21 protein-coding genes are annotated in these 21,589 nt (G+C 70.7%); 7 read left to right on the top strand and 14 right to left on the bottom strand.

Annotation, left to right across the window (positions count from 1 at the left end; translation table 11 throughout):
• Nucleotides 1–33: 33 nt before the first annotated feature.
• The 3 genes from KUA19_RS24055 (at nucleotide 34) to KUA19_RS24045 (ending at nucleotide 2,488) form a co-directional block, all read left to right on the top strand.
• On the top strand, nucleotides 34–1,953 hold the full coding sequence (locus KUA19_RS24055; protein ID WP_217399191.1) for a Xaa-Pro dipeptidyl-peptidase: 1,920 nt from the start codon (nucleotides 34–36) through the stop codon (nucleotides 1,951–1,953).
• Nucleotides 1,954–2,041: 88 nt separating this feature from the next.
• Nucleotides 2,042–2,230 carry a hypothetical protein gene (locus KUA19_RS24050; protein ID WP_217399189.1) on the top strand — a complete coding sequence of 63 codons (189 nt, stop codon included), beginning with the start codon at nucleotides 2,042–2,044 and terminating at the stop codon, nucleotides 2,228–2,230.
• A gap of 102 nt (nucleotides 2,231–2,332) precedes the next feature.
• Nucleotides 2,333–2,488, top strand: coding sequence for a hypothetical protein (locus KUA19_RS24045; RefSeq protein ID WP_217399187.1), 156 nt, complete (start codon nucleotides 2,333–2,335; stop codon nucleotides 2,486–2,488).
• A gap of 10 nt (nucleotides 2,489–2,498) precedes the next feature.
• Here the strand turns inward: KUA19_RS24045 and KUA19_RS24040 are convergent, their stop codons facing one another.
• From KUA19_RS24040 to KUA19_RS24030, 3 genes are all read right to left on the bottom strand, one after another.
• A complete protein-coding gene (locus tag KUA19_RS24040; RefSeq protein WP_217399185.1) occupies nucleotides 2,499–3,830 on the bottom strand; it encodes a WD40 repeat domain-containing protein in 1,332 nt (443 codons plus the stop codon).
• Nucleotides 3,817–4,314 (bottom strand): SigE family RNA polymerase sigma factor, encoded by a 498-nt coding sequence (locus KUA19_RS24035; protein ID WP_217399183.1) that lies wholly within the window; start codon nucleotides 4,312–4,314, stop codon nucleotides 3,817–3,819. The genes KUA19_RS24040 and KUA19_RS24035 overlap by 14 nt, the downstream gene beginning before the upstream one ends.
• A gap of 64 nt (nucleotides 4,315–4,378) precedes the next feature.
• Nucleotides 4,379–4,720, bottom strand: a complete 342-nt coding sequence (locus KUA19_RS24030; RefSeq protein WP_217399181.1) for a hypothetical protein — start codon at nucleotides 4,718–4,720, stop codon at nucleotides 4,379–4,381.
• 156 nt (nucleotides 4,721–4,876) lie between these two features.
• Between KUA19_RS24030 and KUA19_RS24025 the strand changes: the two genes are divergently transcribed.
• Nucleotides 4,877–5,470, top strand: a complete 594-nt coding sequence (locus tag KUA19_RS24025) for a hypothetical protein (protein ID WP_217399179.1) — start codon at nucleotides 4,877–4,879, stop codon at nucleotides 5,468–5,470.
• A 112-nt stretch (nucleotides 5,471–5,582) separates the two neighbouring features.
• On the opposite strand, the gene KUA19_RS24020 is transcribed toward KUA19_RS24025, so the two are convergent.
• The 3 genes from KUA19_RS24020 to KUA19_RS24010 form a co-directional block, all read right to left on the bottom strand.
• Nucleotides 5,583–6,110 (bottom strand): GNAT family N-acetyltransferase, encoded by a 528-nt coding sequence (locus tag KUA19_RS24020; protein WP_217399177.1) that lies wholly within the window; start codon nucleotides 6,108–6,110, stop codon nucleotides 5,583–5,585.
• Between the two features lie 11 nt (nucleotides 6,111–6,121).
• Complete coding sequence (locus KUA19_RS24015) at nucleotides 6,122–6,694, bottom strand: helix-turn-helix domain-containing protein (RefSeq protein ID WP_302563207.1); 573 nt, start codon at nucleotides 6,692–6,694, stop codon at nucleotides 6,122–6,124.
• 186 nt (nucleotides 6,695–6,880) lie between these two features.
• Nucleotides 6,881–9,358, bottom strand: coding sequence for a glycoside hydrolase family 127 protein (locus KUA19_RS24010; protein WP_217399173.1), 2,478 nt, complete (start codon nucleotides 9,356–9,358; stop codon nucleotides 6,881–6,883).
• A gap of 207 nt (nucleotides 9,359–9,565) precedes the next feature.
• On the opposite strand from KUA19_RS24010, the gene KUA19_RS24005 reads away from it, so the two are divergent.
• The 3 genes from KUA19_RS24005 (at nucleotide 9,566) to KUA19_RS23995 (ending at nucleotide 11,137) form a co-directional block, all read left to right on the top strand.
• Nucleotides 9,566–10,204: a hypothetical protein gene (locus KUA19_RS24005; protein WP_217399171.1), complete on the top strand. Its 639-nt coding sequence runs from the start codon at nucleotides 9,566–9,568 to the stop codon at nucleotides 10,202–10,204.
• On the top strand, nucleotides 10,201–10,479 hold the full coding sequence (locus KUA19_RS24000) for a DUF7336 domain-containing protein (RefSeq protein WP_217399169.1): 279 nt from the start codon (nucleotides 10,201–10,203) through the stop codon (nucleotides 10,477–10,479). The genes KUA19_RS24005 and KUA19_RS24000 overlap by 4 nt, the downstream gene beginning before the upstream one ends.
• Before the next feature lie 124 nt (nucleotides 10,480–10,603).
• On the top strand, nucleotides 10,604–11,137 hold the full coding sequence (locus KUA19_RS23995) for a hypothetical protein (protein ID WP_254549969.1): 534 nt from the start codon (nucleotides 10,604–10,606) through the stop codon (nucleotides 11,135–11,137).
• 43 nt (nucleotides 11,138–11,180) lie between these two features.
• On the opposite strand, the gene KUA19_RS23990 is transcribed toward KUA19_RS23995, so the two are convergent.
• The 8 genes from KUA19_RS23990 to araB all read right to left on the bottom strand — a co-directional run bounded on the left by KUA19_RS23990 (nucleotide 11,181) and on the right by araB (nucleotide 20,849).
• A complete protein-coding gene (locus KUA19_RS23990) occupies nucleotides 11,181–12,206 on the bottom strand; it encodes a LacI family DNA-binding transcriptional regulator (RefSeq protein WP_217399165.1) in 1,026 nt (341 codons plus the stop codon).
• A gap of 44 nt (nucleotides 12,207–12,250) precedes the next feature.
• Entirely contained in the window at nucleotides 12,251–13,753 is a 1,503-nt protein-coding gene (araA, locus tag KUA19_RS23985) for an L-arabinose isomerase (RefSeq protein ID WP_217399163.1), read from the bottom strand.
• A 24-nt stretch (nucleotides 13,754–13,777) separates the two neighbouring features.
• A complete protein-coding gene (gene yjfF, locus KUA19_RS23980; RefSeq protein ID WP_217399161.1) occupies nucleotides 13,778–14,767 on the bottom strand; it encodes a galactofuranose ABC transporter, permease protein YjfF in 990 nt (329 codons plus the stop codon).
• On the bottom strand, nucleotides 14,764–15,822 hold the full coding sequence (locus KUA19_RS23975; protein ID WP_217399159.1) for an ABC transporter permease: 1,059 nt from the start codon (nucleotides 15,820–15,822) through the stop codon (nucleotides 14,764–14,766). Before KUA19_RS23975 ends, yjfF begins: the two co-directional genes overlap by 4 nt.
• Nucleotides 15,819–17,345 (bottom strand): sugar ABC transporter ATP-binding protein, encoded by a 1,527-nt coding sequence (locus KUA19_RS23970; RefSeq protein WP_217399157.1) that lies wholly within the window; start codon nucleotides 17,343–17,345, stop codon nucleotides 15,819–15,821. The genes KUA19_RS23975 and KUA19_RS23970 overlap by 4 nt, the downstream gene beginning before the upstream one ends.
• Before the next feature lie 74 nt (nucleotides 17,346–17,419).
• Nucleotides 17,420–18,412, bottom strand: a complete 993-nt coding sequence (locus KUA19_RS23965; protein WP_217399155.1) for an ABC transporter substrate-binding protein — start codon at nucleotides 18,410–18,412, stop codon at nucleotides 17,420–17,422.
• Nucleotides 18,413–18,522: 110 nt separating this feature from the next.
• Entirely contained in the window at nucleotides 18,523–19,200 is a 678-nt protein-coding gene (locus KUA19_RS23960) for an L-ribulose-5-phosphate 4-epimerase (protein ID WP_217399153.1), read from the bottom strand.
• A complete protein-coding gene (gene araB / locus KUA19_RS23955) occupies nucleotides 19,197–20,849 on the bottom strand; it encodes a ribulokinase (protein WP_217399151.1) in 1,653 nt (550 codons plus the stop codon). The genes KUA19_RS23960 and araB overlap by 4 nt, the downstream gene beginning before the upstream one ends.
• Nucleotides 20,850–21,589 lie beyond the last annotated feature (740 nt).

Below are 21,589 nucleotides of genomic sequence, written 5' to 3'. Positions count from 1 at the left end.
TTACATCGACGCTTCGCCATGCCACGATGCGCCATGTCTCTCAGAAGCCGCCTCACGGCCGGGCTGGCACTGGCGATCGCCGCCGCCACCCTGGCCGTACCGCCCGCCGCCTCCGCCGCCCCGAACGCCGCCGCCCAGCTGCTCAGCGACCCGGTGTACGACTACGCCAACGCCATCCGGGAAGCCGTCTACATCGACACGCCCCTCGACAACGACGGCGACGGCGTGGTCGACAAGGTCGTCGCGGACATCATCCGCCCCCGCGAGGCCGCCACCGCCGGGATCAAGATCCCGGTCATCATGGACGCCTCGCCTTACTACCAGTGCTGCGGCCGCGGCAACGAGTCGGAGAAGAAGGCCTACGCCACCGACGGCACCGTCACCAAGTTCCCGCTCTACTACGACAACTACTTCGTGCCGCGCGGCTACGCCTTCATCGCCGCCGACCTGCCCGGCACCAGCAAGTCCAAGGGCTGCGAGGACGTCGGGGGCGCCGAGGAGGTCGCCGGCGCCAAGGCGGTCATCGACTGGCTCAACGGCCGCGCCACCGGGCGCACCGCCAGCGGCACCGTGGTCACCGCGAGCTGGAGCACCGGCAAGGTCGGCATGATCGGCAAGTCGTGGGACGGCACCATCGCCAACGGCGTGGCCGCCACCGGCGTCGACGGCCTGGCCACCATCGTGCCCATCTCGGCCATCTCCAGCTGGTACGACTACAACCGGGTCAACGGCCTGGTCAACCCCAAGGTCAGCTCGGTGCCCAGCCTGCACTCGCTGGTCAACGCCCGCCCGTCGGGCACCTGCACCAGCGTCTCCAACGCGCTGAGCACCGGCGCCGACGCCAGCACCGGCAACTACAACTCGTTCTGGGCCGCCCGCAACTTCGTCCCGAACGCGAACAAGGTCCGCGCCAGCGTCTTCGTCGTACACGGGCAGAACGACCTGAACGTGCAGGGGGTGCACTTCGGACAGTGGTGGAGCGCGCTGGCCGCCAACAACGTGCCGCGCAAGATCTGGCTCTCGCAGGAGGGCCACGTCGACCCGTTCGACTTCCGCCGCTCGGCCTGGGTCGACACGCTGCACCGCTGGTTCGACTACTGGCTGCTGGGCATCGACAACGGGATCATGACCGAGCCGCAGGCCGACGTCGAGCGCGCCGCCGACGTGTGGCAGACCAGCGCCCAGTGGCCGCCGACCGGCACCTCGACCGTCAACTACGTGCTGCAGGGCACCGGCGACCCGGCGACGCTGGCCACCGGCACCGGTTCCGGCTCGCTGTCGCTGACCGACTCGGCATCGCTGACCGAGGCCAATGCGGTCAGCTCCCCCACCACCGCCCGCACCGGCCGCAAGGTGTACCAGACCGCGGTGCTCGCCTCCGACCTGCGCATCTCCGGCACCCCGACGATCACCCTGCGGGTGAGGTCGAGCAAGTCCACCACCACCCTGTCGGCGCGCCTGGTCGACTACGGCACCGCGACCCGGGTCAACTACCGCAGCTCCGGCGAGGGCATCAGCACGCTGACCACGCAGACGTGCTGGGGCTCGTCGTCCAGCACCGACGACGCCTGTTACAAGGACACCGCCAAGACGGTGGCCTCGGCCAGCTACCAGGTGCTGGCCCGCGGCTGGATGGACGGGGCGCACCGCGACTCGCTGACCAGCCCCACCAACATGTCGACCAGCACCTACTACACCATCACCTGGAAGCTGCGGCCGCTGGACCAGATCATCCCGGCCGGGCACCGGCTCGGCCTGGTGCTGACCCTCAGCGACGCCGAGTTCGTGTCGTCGCACTCCACCGGCGCGACGGCCACGGTCGACCAGACCGCCTGCGTGCTGGCGCTGCCGATCGCCCCGGTCGGCGCGCTGACCGGGTTCAGCAGCGCCGTCGCCCCGACCACCGTGTACGCGCCGGAGTCCTACGTGGGCACCGGCACCCGCTTCCAGTAACCGAGAACGCGGACTCCCCCGGCCGCCGAGAGCCGGTCGGGGGAGTCCGCCACTCGGCTGACGACACTGCGGACATACCGCCGTATCGATGATGGTCGGTGACGGCCGACCCCCGCCGGCACGGCCGCCGCGCAAGCGCGACGCCCTCGACGGCGTGGCCATGCCGACCGACGTGCTCCTGGCCAAGAAGGCGTCTTCGGGTAACCGGATGTGCCTGGACGACTGCGTCTCCCTGTACCGGGTCTACGCGTCCGCCGCACCGCCGCAGGCCCTGTAAGACAAGATCACCGAGGCGCTGCGGCAGGCCGGCTACCGGTGCGTGCCACCGGCCTGGCAGCGACCGGGCGTCGTATGGTGCGGGCCGTTCGAGCCGTCGCACGTGAGCTACTGGCAGCGGCGCGACGACCAGTACATCCAGCTGGCCGTAAACCCTCTGCCGCCCACGAAGGAGATGTACCACCTGCCGGAGGACGTCACCGCCGATCCCGCCTGGCAGTCGTTCGCGGACTTCGTCGTGCACGGCGGACGGCCCTGAGCGGCACGCCTCATCGCGCCGCCGCGCGGCGGCGTCGCCGCCACCGCAGCAGCCAGACGGGTAGTGCCACCAGCAGCAGCGGGATGCCGCAGAGCACCAGCGCCCGCGCCGCCCAGCCCCACGCCATGCGCCCGTTGAAGCCGGACTCCGGGGCACCCGCCGGGCGGATCCGGTCCAGGTAGTCGGTGGCCACCAGCAGCCGGTACGTACCCGGCGGAGTGGTCACCAGCGTGACCGGTCCGGCCGCGCCGGGATCGAGACGGACCAGGTCCACGTGCCGCGCGCCGTCCGGTCCGCGGCTGACGGTCGCGTACGCGCTGTCGCCGCGCCAGCCGACCACCTCCCAGTCTCCCCCGTCGAGCAGCGGGTAGGCCGGACCGCTGACCTGCTCGCCGGTGGCGGCGTCCAGCAGACCGAGGGAGACCGGGCACGGCGCGGGCCGGCCGGACCAGCCCCGGCGGCGTGGATCGTTGTCGCACGAACCGCTCTGCGCCCACCGCCACACCGCGACCCGCCCGCTCGGCGTCCAGGCCGCCGAGCCCGCGAGCAGCGTCCGGTCGTGAGTACGGCGCCAACCGAGCCGCCCGTCCAGCGACCCGTAGTACTCCTCGGACGCGTCGTCGCGCTGGAACACGGCGACACCGCCGTCGCCGTATCCGGCGGCCAGCCTCAGCCCGTCCGGGGATGCCGCGAACAGGTACGGCGACCTGCCGTCGGACGCGGTCGCGACCCGCCACTGCCCCGCCGCATCCGGGGTGTCCAGCGGGCGTACGTAGGCCATGCCGGACAGCTGGGTGAAGACCAGGAAACGGCCGTTCTCCGAATAGGCCACCGGCGGGTCCACCGTGCCGATCCGGGCGCCGGTGGCCAGGTCGTGCAGCAGCCCGTCGGCGAAGGTGACCGCCCGCCCGTCCGGCGACACCAGGAACACCTCGCCCGGCAACAACCGGTACGCGTGGCCGGTGAGGCTGACCAGCAGCGAGTTGACGGTCTGCGACGGGTCGATGCCCCACCGCGGGTATCCGGGCACCGCCTCGCCGGCGACCGCCAGCGCCACGGCCGGGCCGATCGGGTCCTCGCGGTGGTCGGCGGTCCACCGTGACGGCGGCTGCACCTGCGCGGGCAGGCCCGGGTCCTGCCGGGCGGGCTTGCCGGTGGCGGGCGCGGGCGGCAGCGCCGGACTCAGGGCATACCCCCCGATGAGCAGCGCGAGCACGACGGCGCCGGCGGCGCAGACGCGGCGCGTGCGGTGGCGGCGACGCACCCGCTGCGCGAATCCGGCGGGCAGCGGGTTGACCGGCACGGAGTCGGCCAGGTCGGTCATCCGGTCACGCAGGCTCATGGTGCAGCTCCATCAGCTCGGGGGCCAGTTCGCGCAGCCGCCGCAGCGCGTGCCGGGTCTGGCTCTTCACCGTGCCGACGCCGACGCCGAGCAACCGCGCCGCGTCGACCTCGGTGCGGTCCTCGTAGTAGCGCAGCACCAGCACCGCGCGCTGGCGCGGGGTGAGCCGCCGCAGCGCCTCGGCCAGCAGCAGCCGCGTGTCGACGTCGGCCGGTTCGCGCCCTCGCTCGGGCGGGGCGTCGGTGAGCAGTTCCGGCACGCGGGCACGCAGCGCGCGCCAACGCGACACGGCTTGGTGGTACAGCGCGCGGCGCACGTAGGCGTCGTGGTCGGCGATGTCGCGCCACCTGGGCAGGGCACGCGCCAGCGCCGCCTGCACCAGGTCCTCCGCGTCGTGCGTGTTGCCGCCGACCAGCAGGAACGCCGTCCTGGTCAGGTACGTCAGCCGCACCCGCACGTACTCGTCGAACGAATCCTCGGTCACCCGTCCTCCCGCCACACAGGACGCGCGACGGGTGCCGCCTGGAGGGAAGGGACGCGGGGTTTTCTCAGGAGACGGTCAGCGCGGCGAAGGCCCGGCCGATGGCCAGGATGAGCAGCACGACTCCGGCCAGGACGGCGAAGACGAACCAGGCCCGGCCGTTGCCCGGGGCCTGCTCGCGCACGGGTTCGGGGGGCGGGGCGGGCAGGGGCAGCCATGCCGGCGGCTTGGCGTCGCGCCTGGTGATCTCCTCGCGTACGGCGCGGTTGGCGCGTTCCCAGGTGTCGCGCCGGAACTCGTAGTCCTCGGCCGAATAATCGGTCGGGAAGCGTTGCCGGATGCGGATCAGCCGGACGAACAGGGTCTCGTCGCTGACCTCCTTGAGGTCGCGCAACATCGGGTCGGTCAACTCGCGCACCTTTCCGGGGGAAGGGAAGAGGTCCGAAATGCACGGTATCAGGTGAAATATCGGATGTATCTTCCCTGAACGGGTGATTGCGCGCTTACGCACAACGCACCCCGGGCGGGTCACCCGGGCGCAACGTCCACATGGCAGGCTCAGCACATGCTGTTCACGCGAGCCGACTTTCCCCTGGTCCGCAGCGACGAACTGGCCGACGAGGCCCCGTTCTGGACGCACTACCTGGCCATGCTCCACGACGAGCGTCAGCTCATGTCCATGCTGGAGGTCGACGGGGCCGACTGGGACGCCATGTACGAGCGGCTGCACGACCCCGAGCGGTGGCCCGTGCTGCGGGTCGCCCTCGACGAGGGCGGCCACTACGCCGTGTACTGGTGCAACATCCCCGACGACAAGGGCCTGCACATCGAGCGGCTCAGCGCCGGTCGGGCCCGCACCCTCGTGGCCGATCTCGCCGACGGCTGCCCGGCGGCGCTGCTGGCATGGGACGACCTGCTGGAGATCGCGGTCACCGTGCCGCGCCGGTCCGGCGTGCTGCCCCGGCTGCGGCGCTTCCTGCTGCTCCTGCCGCTGCTGGGCGCCGCGCCCGAGGACGCGCACCTGGTGGTACGCAAGACGTTCGCCCCCCGCAGCCGCGCCGACCGGCTGCTGCTCGACGCCGCCGTCGCGATCACGCAGGACTGGTCGCGGCGGGAGTTCGCCGAGGACGAGCGCACCGAGCTCTGGCGGGCGGCATGACCGTTGCCGTGGCCGAACCCGACGGTCGTCCACCGACCGGGACCGGACGGTCCGCGCCGAACCACTGGCCGTCCTCGCCGCCCTGGTCCAGCCGCCGAGCCGCCGGCAGCGGCTACCCGCTGAGCCGCTTGTAGAAGAAGGTGCAGTCGCGCAGGGTGCCGCCGGGGTCGGCGGCGTAGTCGGGCACGACGCCGTACGCGGTCCAGCCGGTCGCGTGGTAGAGGTACTCGGCGTCGCTGCCGGTCTCGGTGTCCAGCAGCAGCAGGTCGATGCCGCGCGCCTCGGCCTCCAGCTCCAACGCCGACATGAGCCGTCTGGCCAATCCCCGGCCCCGTGCCTGCCGGTGCACGATCAGCTTGACCAGCTCGGCCCGGTGGCGGCCGTTGTCCTTGCGACCGGGCAGCAGGCTGACCGTGCCGACGACCCGGTCGCCGTCGTACGCGGCCCAGACCAGGTGACTGCCCTCGGCGACCGCGCCCGACAGCGATCGCCACCACCCGGCGGCCGCCGGCGGCGCGTACGGGGACAGGAAGCCGAGCGAGGCGCCGCCGTCGACGGCGTCGGCCAGCAGTTCGGCCAGGCCGGGCAGGTCCGCGTCGAATCGCTCGGCGGACAGGCGGGTGATCGTGATCGGATGCATCCGCGGCCTCCTCAGGGCGCGACGAAGAGGATGGCGTACCGGGCGGGCCGGTCGCCGCAGTTGCGGAAACGGGAGCCGCCCCAGAGCCGGAACCGCAGGCAGTCGCCCCCGGCCAGCTCGTGCACCTGCCCGTTGACGGTGATCTCGACCGCGCCGTCGAGCACCCACACATGCTGCTCCAGGCCGCTGACCGGCGGGGCGTCGTACGGGATGTCCGCGCCGGGTCGCAGCGTGCCCTCGATGACCTCACCGCGCAGCCCCGCGTGCGGTGGGGACACCGACCGCCGCACGAACCCCGACTCCTCGTCGTGCCACACCGGCTGGTCGGCGGCCCGAACCACCGGCGACGGCTCCGCCTCCACCTCGGCGAGCAGCCGCGACATCGTCCGCCCGTACGCCGTGCACAGCTTGCCCAGCAGCGAAGCCGTCGGGCTGATCTCCGCCCGCTCCAGCCGCGACAGCGTCGACCGGCTCACCCCCGTCTTGCGCGCGAGCTGGTCCAACGACCATCCCCGCTCCGCCCGCAGCTCCCCCAACCGCGCCGCGAGCTGCACTTCCAACAAATCCGGTGCCCCGTCAACCATTCCCACAACAGAGACACTATCCCAGAAATGAAACATCCCCGTTAACAGCCCCCACCCCCTCTCCCCGTTGATCATGAACTTAAGGCCGTGTTCGTCGGCGTGTCCCCACCCCGGCACCGTGATCGACACGCGGGGCGGGTGCGGAGTGGCCGAGAGTTCGGCCACTCCGCGCGGGTCAGGGCCGGGTCACTGGCCGGTGGAGTACAGGTTGGCGACCTCGCTGGCGGTCAGCGCCCGGCTGTACAGCCGGAACGAGTCCACCGCCCCATCCAGGTACGGGTCCCCGCTGTACTGCGAGCGCCCGATCCAGTTCTGCGTGGTGCTGCCCAGCGACCCCGGCGTCAGCGTCATCGCCGAGTTCCGGGCCACCTCGGCGCCGTTGACGTACAGGATGCCCACGCCGCCCCCGATGGTGACCGCGACGTGCGTCCATACTCCCGTGGGCAGCGCCGACGGCGCGTTGATCTGCTGCTCGCCGCCCGCGCCCGAATTGGTGATCGCGAATCGGGCCGTGTTCGCGCTGCTGCGCGGCACGAGGAACATGTTGGCGGTGGTGCCGGTGCCGAAGTCGAACAACCGGGCCCAGTTGGCGACGGTGTCCAGCCGCACCCAGGTCGCCGCGCTGAACGCGGTGGCCCCGGCCAGGATGCCCGACGGCGCGGAGACGTACTGCGAGGTGCCGCTGAGGCTGACCGCGTTGCCGGTGCGCCCGGCGACCCAGGTCGCTCCCCCGGCCAGCGAGGCCGTCTTGCCGTTGCCGGTGGCGTCGGCGGCACTGGTGCCCGAGGTCTCGTCGAACTTCCAGTGCGCCACGAACTGCGGCAGCGGCGTGGTCGTGGTGACGTTCCAGTACACGGTGTAGCGCTGGCCGTGCATCTTGTAGAACGGGAACAGGGTGACCGCGCCGGTGGAGGCGGTCGCGGTGAACTGCAGCGGCGTCGAGGTCGCGGCCAGCGACGACGGCGTCAGGGTGGGCAGGGCGGTCAGGTTGGTGGTGCCGTACGCCCCGGCCAGCACGATCGGGCCGTACTTGACCGCCTGGGTGGTCGAGCTGTCGGGAGTGGACTCGCGGGTCAGTGCCATCGGCAGGCTGATGTCGACCACGTCGCCGGAGGCCCAGACCCGGTTGATCGACGTGTACGACCCGGCCGTCACCCCAGTCTGTGTGGTCCCGTTCACCTTGACCGTGGCGCCGGTGGCCCAGGCGGGCACCCGCACCTTCAGCGTGAACGTGCCCGATCCGGTGATCGTCAGCTTGCTCGACGCCGCCTCCGGGAACGTGGTGTCCTGCCGCACCGTGATCCCCTTGGCGGCCCAGTTGAGCTGCGAGGCGATGAACAGGTTCACGTACAGGCTGTCGCCGGAGAAGAAGTAGATGCTGTCGGCGTACTTCGTGTTGGTCTCCATCCCGGTGCCGTGGCAGCAGGTGAAGTTGTCGTAGTCGTTGCTGTAGGTCTTGATGCCGCCGGCCCGCAGCGGGATGTAGTAGCTGTGGAACCCGTGCGTGGAGTTCGGGTTCTGCGCGCCGAGCAGCTGGTTGTAGAGCGCCTTCTCGTAGTAGTCCATGTAGTCGGCGCGGTTGGGGTTGGTGAAGAACAGCTGCCGGGACAGCTTGAGCATGTTGTACACGTTGCAGCACTCGCAGGTGCTGTCCGACAGCTCCGAGGCGATCCGGTCGGGGGCCTTGAAGTACTCGCCGTTGGAGTTGCCGCCGATGGCGTACGTGTGGTGCCCGATCACGATGTCCCAGAAGTTGCGGGCGATGTCGAGGTACCGGGTGGTGCCGGTGGCGTGGTACTCCCGGATCGCGCCGATCATCTTCGGGATCTGCGTGTTGGCGTGGTAGTTGTTCAGCGCGTCGGTGTTGGCGGCCAGCGGGTCGAACACCTCGGCGTGGTCGAAGTGCTGCGCGGCGGCCAGGTGGTTGGGGTCGCCGGTGAGCTGGTACAGGTTGGTCAGCACCTCGTTCATGCCACCGAACTCGGTGTCGAGCATGTTCTGCCGCTGGGTGAGGGTGAGCCGGTCGTTGCGGAACTTCGTCCACGACGCCATCGCGGTGAGCACCGTCAGCGCCTGGGCGTTGCCGGTGAGCAGGTGCTGGTCCAACAGACCCGCCATGATCTTGTGAAGGGTGTAGTACGGCGCCCACACCGATTGGCGCGCCTCCACCCGGTCGATGAAGCTCTCCGGGTACGCCGACAGGTAGCCGGTGTTGAACCCGGCCGTGGTGGCACGGGCCTGGCAGGTGGCCAGCTGGGCCACCAGGTAGTCACCCTTGGTCTTGTAGCTGGTGGTGCCGGTGTTGGCGTACGCCTGGGCCAGCGCCGACAGCACGTGCCCCATCGAGTGCCCCCGCAGCTCGGTGGTCGGCGACTCCCAGCCGCCGCAGGCCGCGGCCGAGGAGCTGATGCCGTAGTTGAGCCGGAACGTGTGCAGCAGCCGGTCGGCGTCCAGGAAGCTCAGGTAGCTCTGGGTGCGCCCGGCGTTGCTCAGGAACGGCCCGGCCAGCAGCGTGACCGCCGACAGCGGGAACGGGTACACCGAGACACCGATGTCGGTGCGCGCGGCGTACGCCGCCTGCCCGGCGGACAGGCCGCCGACGGCCGTCGCGGCGGCGCCGACGGCACCGGCCCGCAGCACGGCGCGGCGGGAGATTTCGGACATGTTCTCACCCTTCTCAGGGACGGGTGCGGCGAGAGCGGAGTCCGTAATCGCTGATGGTTGTCTATGAAATCCTTTTCGGCAACAGTATCGAAATGAACACTCTGCGTAATCTGCTGATTTCCGTGCGTGAAAGCGGGCGTGGCGCACAACACGGGCATACCGGAAGAGGGTTGTCGGTCGGGCTCGGCGGCTGGCACCTTTGCCGCCATGCAGGCAGAGCAGCTGGCAGGGTTCGCGTGGACCTTCGACGTGGTGCACCCCGATCCGCAGCGCCGTCAGACGGCGCTGGAGACCGAGCGCATGTACCAGGAGGAGTGGTCACGGCTGAGCTCGCAGGCTCGCGTCGTACACCAGCGCGTGGGCGAGCACGATCAGCTGTCGGCGGCCATGCGCGACGCGTACGACCTCATGTTCGCCGCTCCGGTCTGGCACTACATGACCAGCGACGCCCCCGCCGCGCAGCTGGCCCCGTTCGCCCGCCACGCCGTGCTCTACCTGCGCTGGGAGACCGAGTTCCCGGCCGAGTGGGCCGAGCACGCCAAGAGCTGGACCGCCAAGCGGCTGCTCCTGCGCGCCCTGGCCGAGCACGGGCCGACCGTGGACACGCACGGCGACCTGCTGGCCCTGGTCGACGCGGCGGTACGGCGCGAGCACCGCTGTGAGGACCTCGGCTACGTCAAGGTCGCGCGGACCCTGCACGAGCCGTCGGTACGGTGGCTCGTCGAGGCGGCACTCGGGCACCCCGACCCGCTGGTGGGCCTGCGGGCCGGATACGTCAACTGGGCCCTGGACCACCCGGCCGCCCCGGTCACCCCCGCCACCTGGCGCGCCTGGCTGCGCGCATGACGACGCGGCCGACGGTCTACCTCGTCTGGCACATCCACCACCTGCCCGACGACGATGGCGTGGTCCTGCACTACGCCGACGGCGAGGACGTGCCCCAGCACAACGAGTGGGACGACCTCAAGGTCCTCGGCGTGTACGCGACCATGGCGGAAGCCGAGGCGCGCGTCGCCCGGGGCCGTACCCAGCCCGGCTTCCGCGACGAGCCCGACTGCTTCCAGATCAGCGGATACGAGCTCGGCCGCGACGAGTGGACCACCGGCTTCGTCACCTGCTGACCGAAGCGCCACTGATCGACGAGGGTGACTTCGCCTGTGGGCGAGGCCCTGGCTGCCGGAGAATGCGTGGTGACGTGGCCGCGACGGCTCCGGCTGGGCGGCAGCCTTAGCGGAGGGGGTCGTGATGGCGGTCGAGAACACACTGACGGAGGCGGAGTTCCTCCTGGTACGCGATACCGCGGTGGACCAGCTGGCCGGGCTGGACGAGGACGAACTGCTGGACCTGCACGCGCGGGTGCGGCGCGCCCGCAACAAGTACACGGGGCTCTACCGGCGCCAGGGCGCCGCGAAGGTGTCCACCGTCGGCGGGCGCGGCAAGGCCGGGGAGAAGAACACCCGCAACCGTGACAAGGCGGAGGTGTTCGAGGACGCACTGGCCAGGGTGAGTCGCCGCCTCGCGGTGGTGGCGCGTGAGAGCGCGCAGGCGCTCAAGGCCGAGCGGCTGGAAACCGCCCGCGCCGCCCGCAACGCCGCGCCTCCGGTGGCCGCCCGCAAGCCCGCCGCGACGCCGCGCCGGTCCCAGCGGACGCAGCCGACTCCCGCCTCCGCGCCGTCGGCGCGCAAGCGGCACGCCGCCACCCGCGCCACCGGCGCACGCCGCCCGCGACACCCGCTGAGCTGGGTTGAGAAGGGGCCCTTCCACCACGGAAAGCAATAAGAAGGTGCCCTTCCTTACCTAGCGGCGGGGTGGGGCGCCTTACCTAGCGGCGGGGTGGGGCGCTGCTGGCGCGGACGACGAGGGTGGGCGCGACGCGCGGGTGGGTGACGGTCGTCGGGAGTTCGTCGGCGTCGAGCAGTTCCAGCAGGGCGGCCAGGCAGCGGCGGCCGACCTCGTCGAAGTCCTGGCGGACCGTGGTGAGAGGTGGGGACAGGTACTCGGCTTCGGGGATGTCGTCGAAGCCGACGACGCTGACGTCCTCGGGCACCCGGATGCCGCGCTCGTGCAGGGCCCGCAGCAGGCCCAGGGCCTGCTGGTCGTTGGCGCAGAAGACCGCGGTGACGTCGGGGCGCGAGGCGAGCTGCTGCCCGGCCTCGTACCCCGAGCGGGGGCTCCAGTCGCCGACGATCACCGGCGGCACCCGCCGGTCGGCGGCTTCCAAGGTCTGGCGCCAGCCGTCGACGCGGTCGCGGGCCTCGACCCAGTCGCGCGGGCCGGACAGGTGCCAGACCGTCTCGTGGCCGAGGTCGAGCAGGTGCCGCACGGCCAGCCGGGCCCCGGCGACCTGATCCACCGAGACGGTGGGCAGCTCGCCGGCGGCGTCGGCCTCGACCACGATCGCGGGCACGCCCGTGGGCAGGCTGTGCACGGCGGCGGCTGCCGTCATCAGCGGCGCGATGATGACCACCCCGGCCACCGACTGCTCGGTGAGCGCGTCCACGGCCGTGGCGACCCCGGCCCGGTCGAGCTGCTCCAGGGCCACGATGCTGATGCCGTATCCGGCCCGCCGCGCCGCCCGCTCGACGCCGAGCAGGGTCGCGGCGGGGCCATACAGGATGGTGTCGAAGCTGACCACGCCGATGACGCGGGAACGCCGTCCGGCCAGCCCCCGGGCCAGCGCGTTGGGCCGGTAGTTGAGCTGCGCCACGGCGCGCAGGACCCGTTCGCGGGTCTCCTCGCGCACGCTCGGGTGGTTGTTGAGGACCCGGGACACGGTCTGGTGCGACACGCCCGCGAGGCGGGCCACGTCGATCATGACCGCGGCGCGCGCGGTCGGCTGCTGAGTCATGCCGCCCTCCCTCGCCGCCATCCTAGATCCTCGGTCACTACCGGTCAGAAACCGCGGGCGAGGCGGTAGTAGGCCTGGTTCCAGCGCAGCTCGTCGGCGAACCGGCGCGGGGTGGTGTCGGCATCGATGACGACGAGTTCGGTGCGGCTCATCTCGGCCAGATCGTGCAGCTCCTCGACCCCGACCGCCTGCGACAGCACGGTGTGGTGCGGGGCGCCCGCGGTGATCCACGCTTCGGCGGAGCCGGGCAGGTCCGGGCGCGGCCGCCACACCGCACGAGCCACGGGCAACTTCGGCAGCGGCTGCGGCGGGGCGATCACGTCGATCTCGTTGGCGACCAGGCGGAACCGCTCCCCCATGTCGGCCAGGCCCAGCACCACGGCCGGTCCGGCCGCCGCGTCGAACACCATCCGGACCGGGTCCTCCCGGCCGCCGATGCCCAGCGGGTGGATCTCCACCGTCGGGGTGTCGGCGGCGATGGTCGGGCAGACCTCCAGCATGTGCGCACCGAGCACCAGCTCGTTGCCGGGGGTCAGATCGTAGGTGTAGTCCTCCATGAACGACGTGCCGCCGCTGGTGCCGACCGACATCGCCTTGAGGGTGCGCACCAGCACGGACGTCTTCCAGTCGCCTTCGCCGCCGAAGCCGTAGCCGTCGGCCATCAGCCGCTGCACCGCCAGGCCGGGCAGCTGGCGCAGCCCGCCCAGGTCCTCGAAGTTGGTGGTGAAGGCGCGGAAGCCGCCGTTCTCCAGGAAGCCGCGCAGCCCCGCCTCGATGCGGGCGGCGTAGCGCAGCGAGTCGTGCCGGTCGCCGCCGACGCGCAGTTGCGCGGCGAGGCGGTAGCTGTCGTCGTACTCCTTGACCAGGGCGTCGATCTGGGCGTCGGCGACGGCGTCGACCGCGGCGACCAGATCGTTGACGCCGTACGTGTTGACCGAGACGCCGAAGCGCAGCTCCGCCTCGACCTTGTCGCCCTCGGTCACCGCCACGTCGCGCATGTTGTCGCCGAAGCGGGCCAGCTTGAGCGAGCGCATCGCCGACCAGCCCAGCGCCGCCCGGGTCCACGCCCCGACGCGGGCGGTGACCCGGGGGTCGCTGACGTGCCCGGCCACGGTCTTGCGGGCGACCCCGAGCCGGGTCTGCACGAACCCGAACTCGCGGTCGCCGTGCGCGGCCTGGTTGAGGTTCATGAAGTCCATGTCGATCTCGTCCCAGGGCAGCAGCACGTTGGCCTGGGTGTGCAGGTGCAGCAGCGGGGTGCGCAGCGCGTCCAACCCGGAGATCCACATCTTGGCCGGGCTGAACGTGTGCATCCACGCGATGACCCCGACGGCGCCCTGCACCGCGGCGTCCCGGCACACGGCCAGGATGTCCGCGCTGGAGGTGAGCACCGGCTTCCACACCACGCGGGCGGGGATGTCCGGCGACTCGTCGAGCCGGCGCGCGATCTCGCGCGACTGGTCGGCCACCTGCAGCAGCGTCTCGGGGCCGTACAGGCCCTGGCTGCCGGTGAGGAACCAGACCTCGGGGGTGGGCTGCGATGACATGGGCGTCGCCTTCCTACGGACGGACTATCTCTTGCGGATGCCGATGAGGCGTTGGAGCAGGATGAACACGAACAGCAGGCCACCGATCACGATCTTGGTCCACCAGGAACTGAGGGTGCCGTCGAAGGTGATCAGCGTCTGGATCACGCCGAGCACCAGCACGCCCAGCACGGTGCCGAAGACATAGCCGGAGCCGCCGGTGAGCACGGTGCCGCCGATGACGACCGCCGCGATGACGTCCAGCTCCATCCCGACCGCGATCAGCGGGGCGCCCGACAGGGTGTAGAAGGACAGCAGGATGCCGCCGATCGCCGCGCACAGGCCGCTGATGGTGTAGACCGCGATCCGGGTCTGCGCCACCGGCAGGCCCATCAGCAGCGCCGACTGCGGGTTGCCGCCGATGGCGTACACGTTGCGGCCCAGCCGGGTGTACGCCAGCACGAACGCCGCGACCAGCACCACCGCGAACGCGATGAGCACGCTGATGGAGACGAAGTTGCCGCGCGGGTCGCCGATCCGCTTCTGGGCCGCCACGGTCCAGAACTCGTCGGTGATCGGGATCGACGACTTGTCGATGAACGTGCACATGCCGCGGGCGAAGAACATTCCGGCGAGTGTCACGATGAATGGCTGTACCTCGAAGAAGTGGATCACCGCCCCCATCAGGAACCCGAGCGTCGGGCCGATGAGCAGCGCGATCACCAGCACCAGCGGTGCCGGCAGGCCGGCCCGCAGCAGTGAGGCGCACACCATCGCGGTCATCGCCACCACCGACCCGACCGACAGGTCGATGCCGCCGGTGAGGATCACGAACGTCATGCCGACCGCGACGACCAGCAGGAAGCCGTTGTCGATGAAGACGTTGAAGATGACCTGGACGTTGGAGAACGCGCGGTACTGCGAGACGCCGACGGCGTACATGACCAGCAGCAGGGCCAGGGTGGCCAGCACCGGCACGTGCCGCTGCGGGATCCGCCACCAGGGACGGCCGACGGTCAATTCGGACGTGGTCATGCCGCCACCTGCTCCTTCTGCTCTTGCACCGCTGCGGTCGGGGGGACCGCCGGTGGTCGGCGGCGGGCCAGCGCGGCGCGGAAGGCCGGAGCCTGGATGAGGCAGACCACGATCACGACGACCGCCTTGAACAGCAGCGACGTCTGCGGCGAGATGTTCATGGCGTACACCGTGGTGGTCAGGGTCTGGATGATCAGCGCGCCGAGGATGGTGCCGCCGAAGGAGAACCGCCCGCCGGCCAGCGACGTGCCGCCGATGACGACGGCCAGGATCGCGTCGAGTTCCACCCACAGGCCCGCGCTGTTGCCGTCGGCGCTGGACACGTTCGCGGTGATCATGAATCCGGCGACCGCCGCGCAGACCGCGCTGACGACGTAGACCAGGAACATGATGCGCCGTGAGCGGATGCCCGCCAGGCGGCTGGCCTCGGCGTTGCCGCCCACCGATTCGATGATCAGACCGAGGGCGGAGCGGCGGGTGATGACGGCGATCAGCACCACCACCGCGGCGGCGATGTAGATCGCCAGCGGCAGGGTGAGCAGGTAGCCGACCCCGATCGCCTTGTACGGGTCGGAGTTGATGGTGATGATCTGGCCCTCGGTGATCAGCTGCGCCAGCCCGCGCCCCGCCACCATCAGGATCAGCGTCGCGATGATCGGCTGGATGCCGATCACCGACACCAGCGTGCCGTTCCACGCGCCCAGCACCAGCGCCAGCCCGAGGGCCAGCGCCAGCCCGGTGAGCACCCCGCTGACGCTGTTCTGGTCGGCCTGCTTGCTGATGTGCAGGCACGCCACGGCGCCGCTGATCGCGCACATCGAGCCGACCGACAGGTCGATGCCGCCGGTGGCGATCACCAGCGTCATGCCCAGCGCCACCAGGATCAGCGGCGCCGACAGCCGGAGGATGTCGATCAGGCTGCCGTACAGGTGCCCATCCTTCATCTCGACCGTCGCGAAGCTCGGCCGGTAGGCGATGTTGGCCGCCAGCAGGGTCACCAGCGCCACGACCGGCCAGAACAGCCGGTGCGCGGCGGCCTTTCTCCATGTGCTCATGCCGCGGCTCCACTCGCGATGGCGTGCATGACCCGCTCGGGGTCCAGGGTGTCGTCGTTGGCGAGCTGGGCGACCAGCTGCCGGTCGCGCATGACCGCGACCTTGTGGCTCAGCCGCAGCACCTCCTCCAGCTCGGCGGAGATGAACAGCACCGCCATGCCGCCGTCGGACAGCTGCACCACGAGCTTCTGGATCTCGGCCTTGGCACCGATGTCGATGCCGCGGGTGGGCTCGTCCAGGATGAGCAGCCGCGGTTCGGTGATCAGCCAGCGGGCCAGCAGCACCTTCTGCTGGTTGCCGCCGGACAGGTTGCGCACCGGCATCTCGGGGTCGGCCGGGCGGATGCTCAGCGCCTCGATGTACTTGCGCACCAGTTCGTCCTGGCGGCGGCGCGGGATCGGCCGGGTCCAGCCGCGCGCGGCCTGCATCGCCAGGATGATGTTCTCGCGCACCGACAGCTCGCCGACCAGGCCTTCAGTGCGCCGGTTCTCCGAGCAGAAGGCGATGTCGCGGTCGATCGCGGCCACCGGGTTGCGGATCGAGGCGGGCTTGCCGTCGACGACCAGGCGACCGTGGTCGGCCCGGTCGGCGCCGAACAGCAGCCGCGCCACCTCGGTGCGGCCCGAGCCGAGCAGCCCGGCCAGGCCGACCACCTCACCCTTGTGGATGGTCAGGTGGAACGGCGCCACCGAGCCCTTGCGGCCGAGCTCCACGGCCTCCACGAACGGGGTGCTCGCCTCCAGCGCCGCCAGCTCGCGCTTGGGCTGCTCGTCGAGGCGTTCGAGGACGTCGAGCTCCTTGCCGATCATCTTCTCGACCAGGGCCAGCTGCGGGAGCTCCGCGGTGGTGTACTCGCCGACCAGGCCGCCGTTGCGCAGCACGGTGATGCGGTCGGCGACCTCGTACACCTGGTCCAGGAAGTGGGTGACGAACAGGACGGCGATGCCCTCGTCGCGCAGCTGGCGCATGATGCGGAACAGCTGCGCCACCTCGCCCGCGTCCAGGCTGGACGTCGGTTCGTCGAGGATCAGCACCCGGGCCCGCACGTCGATGGCGCGTGCGATCGCCACCATCTGCTGCACCGCCAGCGAGTACGTGCCCAGCAGCGCGGTCACGTCGATGTCGAGTTCGAGGCGGGCCAGCTGGGCCTTCGCGTCCCGGCGCATCCGGCGCCAGTCGATCATGCCGAGGCGGCGCGGCTCACGCCCGATGAAGATGTTCTCCGCGACCGAGAGGTTCGGGCAGAGGTTGACCTCCTGGTACACGGTGCTGACACCGTGCGCCGAGGCCTGCATGGGGCCGCTGAACGACACCGGCTGACCGGCCAGCTCGATGCTGCCGCCGTCGGTGCTGTACACCCCCGTCAGGACCTTGATCAAGGTCGACTTGCCGGCACCGTTCTCGCCCATCAGAGCGTGGATCTCCCCGGAGTACAGGCGGAAGTCGACGCCCTGTAGCGCCCGCACCCCGGGGAAGGACTTGCTGATCGCGGTCATCGTCAGGACCGGCTGCCTACCCGACATCCCACCAGACCTTTCATGAGCTTCGACAAAGTGATGAGGGGCCGCCGCGACCGTCCGCGGCGGCCCCGGCTCCATCAGTACTTACGGGTCGGCAGCGCGGCCTTGGCCTGCTCCGAGGTGAAGGTGCCTTCCTGGGTCTCGATGCGGGTCGGGATGGTCTCGCCCGCCTTGACCTTCTTCACCAGGTCCATCAGCTGGGGCCCGAGCAGCGGGCTGCACTCGGCGATGAAGTTGAACTTCCCGTCCGCCAGCGCCTGCATGCCGTCGTGGACCGCGTCGATGGTGATGATGGTGATGTCCTTGCCGGGCACCTTGCCCGCCGCGGTGATCGCCTCAAGAGCGCCCAGGCCCATGTCGTCGTTGTGTGCGAACAGCACGTCGATCTTCGGGTTGGCCTTGAGGAACTGCTCCATGACGGCCTTGCCGCCGGCCCGGGTGAAGTCACCGGTCTGCGACGCGATGACCTTCAGGTTCGGGTTGGCCGCGATCGCGTCGCCGAAGCCCTTCTTGCGGTCGTTGGCCGGAGCCGAACCGGTGGTGCCCTGCAGCTCGACGATGTTCACCGGGCCGGTCGCGGCCTTCTTCTGCTCCACCAGCCACTCGCCGGCGAGCTTGCCCTCCTTGACGAAGTCCGAGCCGATGAACGTCTTGAACAGCGACTTGTCGGCCGAGTCGACGGAGCGGTCGGTCAGGATCACCGGGATGCCGGCGTCCTTGGCCTCCTTGAGCACGGTGTCCCAGCCCGACTCCACCACCGGCGAGAAGGCGATGACGTCGACCTTCTGCTGGATGAAGTTGCGGATGGCCTTGATCTGGTTCTCCTGCTTGCCCTGCGCGTCGTCGAACTTCAGCTCGATCCCGGCGGCCGTGGCCGACTCCTTGATCGAGTTCGTGTTCGCGGTACGCCAGCCGCTCTCGGCGCCGACCTGCGAGAAGCCCAGGGTCAGCTTGCCGTCGTCGGCCGGCTTGTCGCCGGTGTCGCTGTTGCCGCACGCGGCCATTCCGGCCACGAGCAGCCCCGCGGTCACCACGGCCAGGCCGCGGCGCGTGAAGCTCTTGGTGAGCATGCGATCTCCTTGAAAGGTGGTGGCACTTGCGAGTCCCGGCCGCCGAAGGGATGAGGTCCGCGGCAGGGGTGGGAGGTGCTGGGTGGTGCGTGCGGTGAGAGTTGTGCCCCCTACGGCGCGACCGGCGGACCGGCCTGGCCGTAGACGTTCTGGTAGCGGTGGTAGAGGGCGTCCACATCGGCGGCGGCCATCGGCAGCGGCTGCCCGAGCGAACGGGCCAGATGCGCGGTCCGTGCCACGTCCTCACACATCACCGCGGCCTTGACCGCGGCTTTCGCGTCCTTGCCGATGGTGAACACACCGTGATTGCGCATCAGTACGGCCGGCGACCGGTGCCCCGACAACGTGGCCACGATCCCCTTGCCGATGTCGTCCCCGCCGATCAGCGCGAACGGCCCGACCGGGATCTCCCCGCCGAACTCGTCGGCCTGCGCGGTCAGATGGCACGGGATCGACTCCCCGCGCGCCGCCCACGCCGTGGCGTAGGTGCTGTGCGTGTGCACCACCCCGCCGACCTCTGGCATAGCCCGGTATACGTAGGCGTGCGCGGCGGTGTCGCTCGACGGCGACAGGTCGCCCTCGACGACCGTGCCGTTCAGGTCGCAGACGATCATGTTGGCCGGACTGAGGTCGTCGTAGGACACCCCGCTCGGCTTGATCACCATCAGGTTCTCCCCGGGCACCCGCGCCGACACGTTGCCGGCCGTCCAGGCGACCAGGCCGTACCGGGTCAGCTCCGAGTGCAGCCCCGCGACCTGTTCGCGCAGCTTGCGGACGATCTCGCTCATGCCTGCTCCCCCCGGGCCGCGTTGCGGATGGCGCGCAGGCGCAGCATCATGTCGTCGCCGCCCCGGCCGAAGTGGTCGTGCAGCGCGCGGTATTCGGTGTAGAGGGCGTCGTAGGCGCGGGCGCGTTCCGGGTCCGGCCGGAAGACGGCGCGCTCGACCCGACCCATCGCCGCCGAGGCGGTCGCCACGTCCGGGTAGTCACCGGCGGCGACCGCGGCGTGGATCGCCGAGCCCAGCGCCGGTCCCTGCGCCGAGCCGATCAGGCTCAGCGGCCGGTCGGTCACGTCGGCGTAGATCTGCATCAGCAGGCTGTTGGCGGCCAGGCCGCCCGCGATGACCAGCTCGGTCACCGGCACGCCCGCCTCAGCGAACGCCTCCATGATCATGCGGGTGCCGTACGCGGTGGACTCCAGCAGCGCCCGGTAGATCTCGTGCGGGCGGGTGGCCAGGGTCAGGCCGACGATCAGGCCGGACAGCTCGTGGTTGACCAGTAGCGAGCGGTTGCCGTTCCACCAGTCCAGCGCGACCAGGCCGTGCGCGCCCACGGGCTGCGCAGCAGCCAGCTCGGACAGAATTTCGTGCGAGTCGTATCCGGCCGGGGCCGCGTGCTCGACGAACCAGCCGAAGATGTCGCCGACGCCGCTCTGGCCCGCCTCGTAACCCCAGGCACCCGCGCTGATGCCGCCCTCGACGACGCCGCACATGCCCGGCACCTCGGCCAGCTTCTCGCCGTTGACGACGTGGCAGGTCGAGGTGCCCATGATGGCGACCAGGCGGCCCGGCTCGATGGCCTGCGCGGCGGCCGCGGTGACGTGCGCGTCGACGTTGCCGACCGCGACCGCGATGCCCTCGGGCAGCCCGGTCCAGGTGGCGGCCTGCGCGGTCAGCGACCCGGCCCGCTCCCCCAGCTCCAGCAGCGGACCGTCGATCTTCGCGGTGAAGCCGGTGAAGTCGGGGTTCAGCGCGGCCAGGTAGTCGGCCGACGGGTACTGCCCGTCCTGGCGGATGCCCTTGTAGCCGGCGGTGCAGACGTTGCGGGTCTCGGCGCCGCACAGCTGCCACACGATCCAGTCGGCCGCCTCGATCCAGCGGTCGGCCCGGTGGTAGACCTCCGGGTCCTCCTCCAGCAGCTGCAGGCCCTTGGCGAACTGCCACTCCGAGGAGATCTTCCCGCCGTAGCGGGCCAGCCACGGCTCGCCGCGCTGCGCGGCGGTCGCGTTGATCCGGTCGGCGTGCGACTGCGCGGCGTGGTGCTTCCACAGCTTGACGTACGCGTGCGGCCGGGTGCGCAGCTCGGCCAGCTCGCACAGCGGCGTGCCGTCGGCCAGCGTCGGCAGCACCGTGCACGCGGTGAAGTCGGTGGCGATGCCGACGACCTGCGCCGGGTCGATCCCGGCGGCGGCGACCGCGGCCGGGACCGCGTGACGGAGCACGTCGCGGTAGTCGTCGGGATCCTGCAGCGCCCAGTCGGGCGGCAACGCCCTGCCATCGGCGGCCAGCTCCGTGTCCATCACGGCATGGCGGTACGGGTGCACCGCCGTGCCGACCTCGGCGCCATCGGACACGCGCACCACCAGTGCCCGGCCCGACAGGGTGCCGTAGTCGACACCCACGACGTACCGGTCGCGGGGGTCTGCCGCTTCGCCCATCCGGGCCCACCTCCTCAGGTTCGGGGGATAGTGTTAGCGCTAACATGAAGTGCCGTCAAGACGCTGCTTGGCAACGTTTCGGTAATGACGCCGACCCGGAGGCGTTACGGCGGAACGAGATGAAACCCAGCACATGCGCTACCTGCACGGCGGCGCTGGTTCTTACGCAACATCTTGACGCGCGGCTATGTTCGCGTTAACACTAACGGGCACCCAGAGCCGGCGGGCGGGGGTGGACTTCCATGCGGTGAGAGCGCCACCCCCGCCCGCCCCATCCCCGGCCACCCCCCACCCGGTCGATCATGAACCTATGGCACGGCTCGACGGCGTGTCTGCGGCACAACTTCCTGATCGACAGCCGCCACCCGCCCGGCACGTCGCGCGATCGGCTACCGGTGGCCGCACTTTCGGGGAGAGTGCAGGAATCTTGGCGCGCCTGGCTGCACTTTCCGGGAAACTGCAGCCATCAACGGCTGCGCACAGCGAAGCCGGCCAGGCGAACGCCGCACCGGCCCCGGATCCCGAGGGCGACCGCATGATTGCCTGGCGCAGCTGATCGCACGGGCCCTCACCGGAATTCGCCATTCGGCACTCTTGTCGACATGCATACCGCCAGTCGGCGATGGCTATGAGAGCACCATTCACAAATCTCGGAAAGTCAATTGCGGAAGGTTGTCTCCGCCACCGGAGGGCGTGCCGAAAGATAGCTCTGCAACCACAGTGGACCGTTGCGGGACATC

This window comes from Catellatospora tritici (assembly GCF_019083965.1).
In the GTDB taxonomy this organism is placed as follows: Bacteria; Actinomycetota; Actinomycetes; order Mycobacteriales; family Micromonosporaceae; genus Catellatospora; species Catellatospora tritici.
Note: the sequence above shows the minus strand (reverse complement) of the source record. Positions and strands in the feature narration are given on the sequence as shown.

Excerpts from the sequence above, each read along its gene's own strand:
- KUA19_RS24055 (WP_217399191.1), top strand. The coding sequence starts at position 34 with ATGTCTCTCAGAAGCCGCCTCACGGCCGGGCTGGCACTGGCGATCGCC.
- KUA19_RS24050 (WP_217399189.1), top strand. The coding sequence starts at position 2,042 with ATGATGGTCGGTGACGGCCGACCCCCGCCGGCACGGCCGCCGCGCAAG.
- KUA19_RS24040 (WP_217399185.1), bottom strand. The coding sequence starts at position 3,830 with ATGAGCCTGCGTGACCGGATGACCGACCTGGCCGACTCCGTGCCGGTC.
- KUA19_RS24025 (WP_217399179.1), top strand. The coding sequence starts at position 4,877 with ATGCTGTTCACGCGAGCCGACTTTCCCCTGGTCCGCAGCGACGAACTG.
- KUA19_RS24020 (WP_217399177.1), bottom strand. The coding sequence starts at position 6,110 with ATGCATCCGATCACGATCACCCGCCTGTCCGCCGAGCGATTCGACGCG.
- KUA19_RS24015 (WP_302563207.1), bottom strand. The coding sequence starts at position 6,694 with ATGGTTGACGGGGCACCGGATTTGTTGGAAGTGCAGCTCGCGGCGCGG.
- KUA19_RS24010 (WP_217399173.1), bottom strand. The coding sequence starts at position 9,358 with ATGTCCGAAATCTCCCGCCGCGCCGTGCTGCGGGCCGGTGCCGTCGGC.
- KUA19_RS24005 (WP_217399171.1), top strand. The coding sequence starts at position 9,566 with ATGCAGGCAGAGCAGCTGGCAGGGTTCGCGTGGACCTTCGACGTGGTG.
- KUA19_RS24000 (WP_217399169.1), top strand. The coding sequence starts at position 10,201 with ATGACGACGCGGCCGACGGTCTACCTCGTCTGGCACATCCACCACCTG.
- KUA19_RS23995 (WP_254549969.1), top strand. The coding sequence starts at position 10,604 with ATGGCGGTCGAGAACACACTGACGGAGGCGGAGTTCCTCCTGGTACGC.
- KUA19_RS23990 (WP_217399165.1), bottom strand. The coding sequence starts at position 12,206 with ATGACTCAGCAGCCGACCGCGCGCGCCGCGGTCATGATCGACGTGGCC.
- araA (WP_217399163.1), bottom strand. The coding sequence starts at position 13,753 with ATGTCATCGCAGCCCACCCCCGAGGTCTGGTTCCTCACCGGCAGCCAG.
- yjfF (WP_217399161.1), bottom strand. The coding sequence starts at position 14,767 with ATGACCACGTCCGAATTGACCGTCGGCCGTCCCTGGTGGCGGATCCCG.
- KUA19_RS23975 (WP_217399159.1), bottom strand. The coding sequence starts at position 15,822 with ATGAGCACATGGAGAAAGGCCGCCGCGCACCGGCTGTTCTGGCCGGTC.
- KUA19_RS23970 (WP_217399157.1), bottom strand. The coding sequence starts at position 17,345 with ATGTCGGGTAGGCAGCCGGTCCTGACGATGACCGCGATCAGCAAGTCC.
- KUA19_RS23965 (WP_217399155.1), bottom strand. The coding sequence starts at position 18,412 with ATGCTCACCAAGAGCTTCACGCGCCGCGGCCTGGCCGTGGTGACCGCG.
- KUA19_RS23960 (WP_217399153.1), bottom strand. The coding sequence starts at position 19,200 with ATGAGCGAGATCGTCCGCAAGCTGCGCGAACAGGTCGCGGGGCTGCAC.
- araB (WP_217399151.1), bottom strand. The coding sequence starts at position 20,849 with ATGGGCGAAGCGGCAGACCCCCGCGACCGGTACGTCGTGGGTGTCGAC.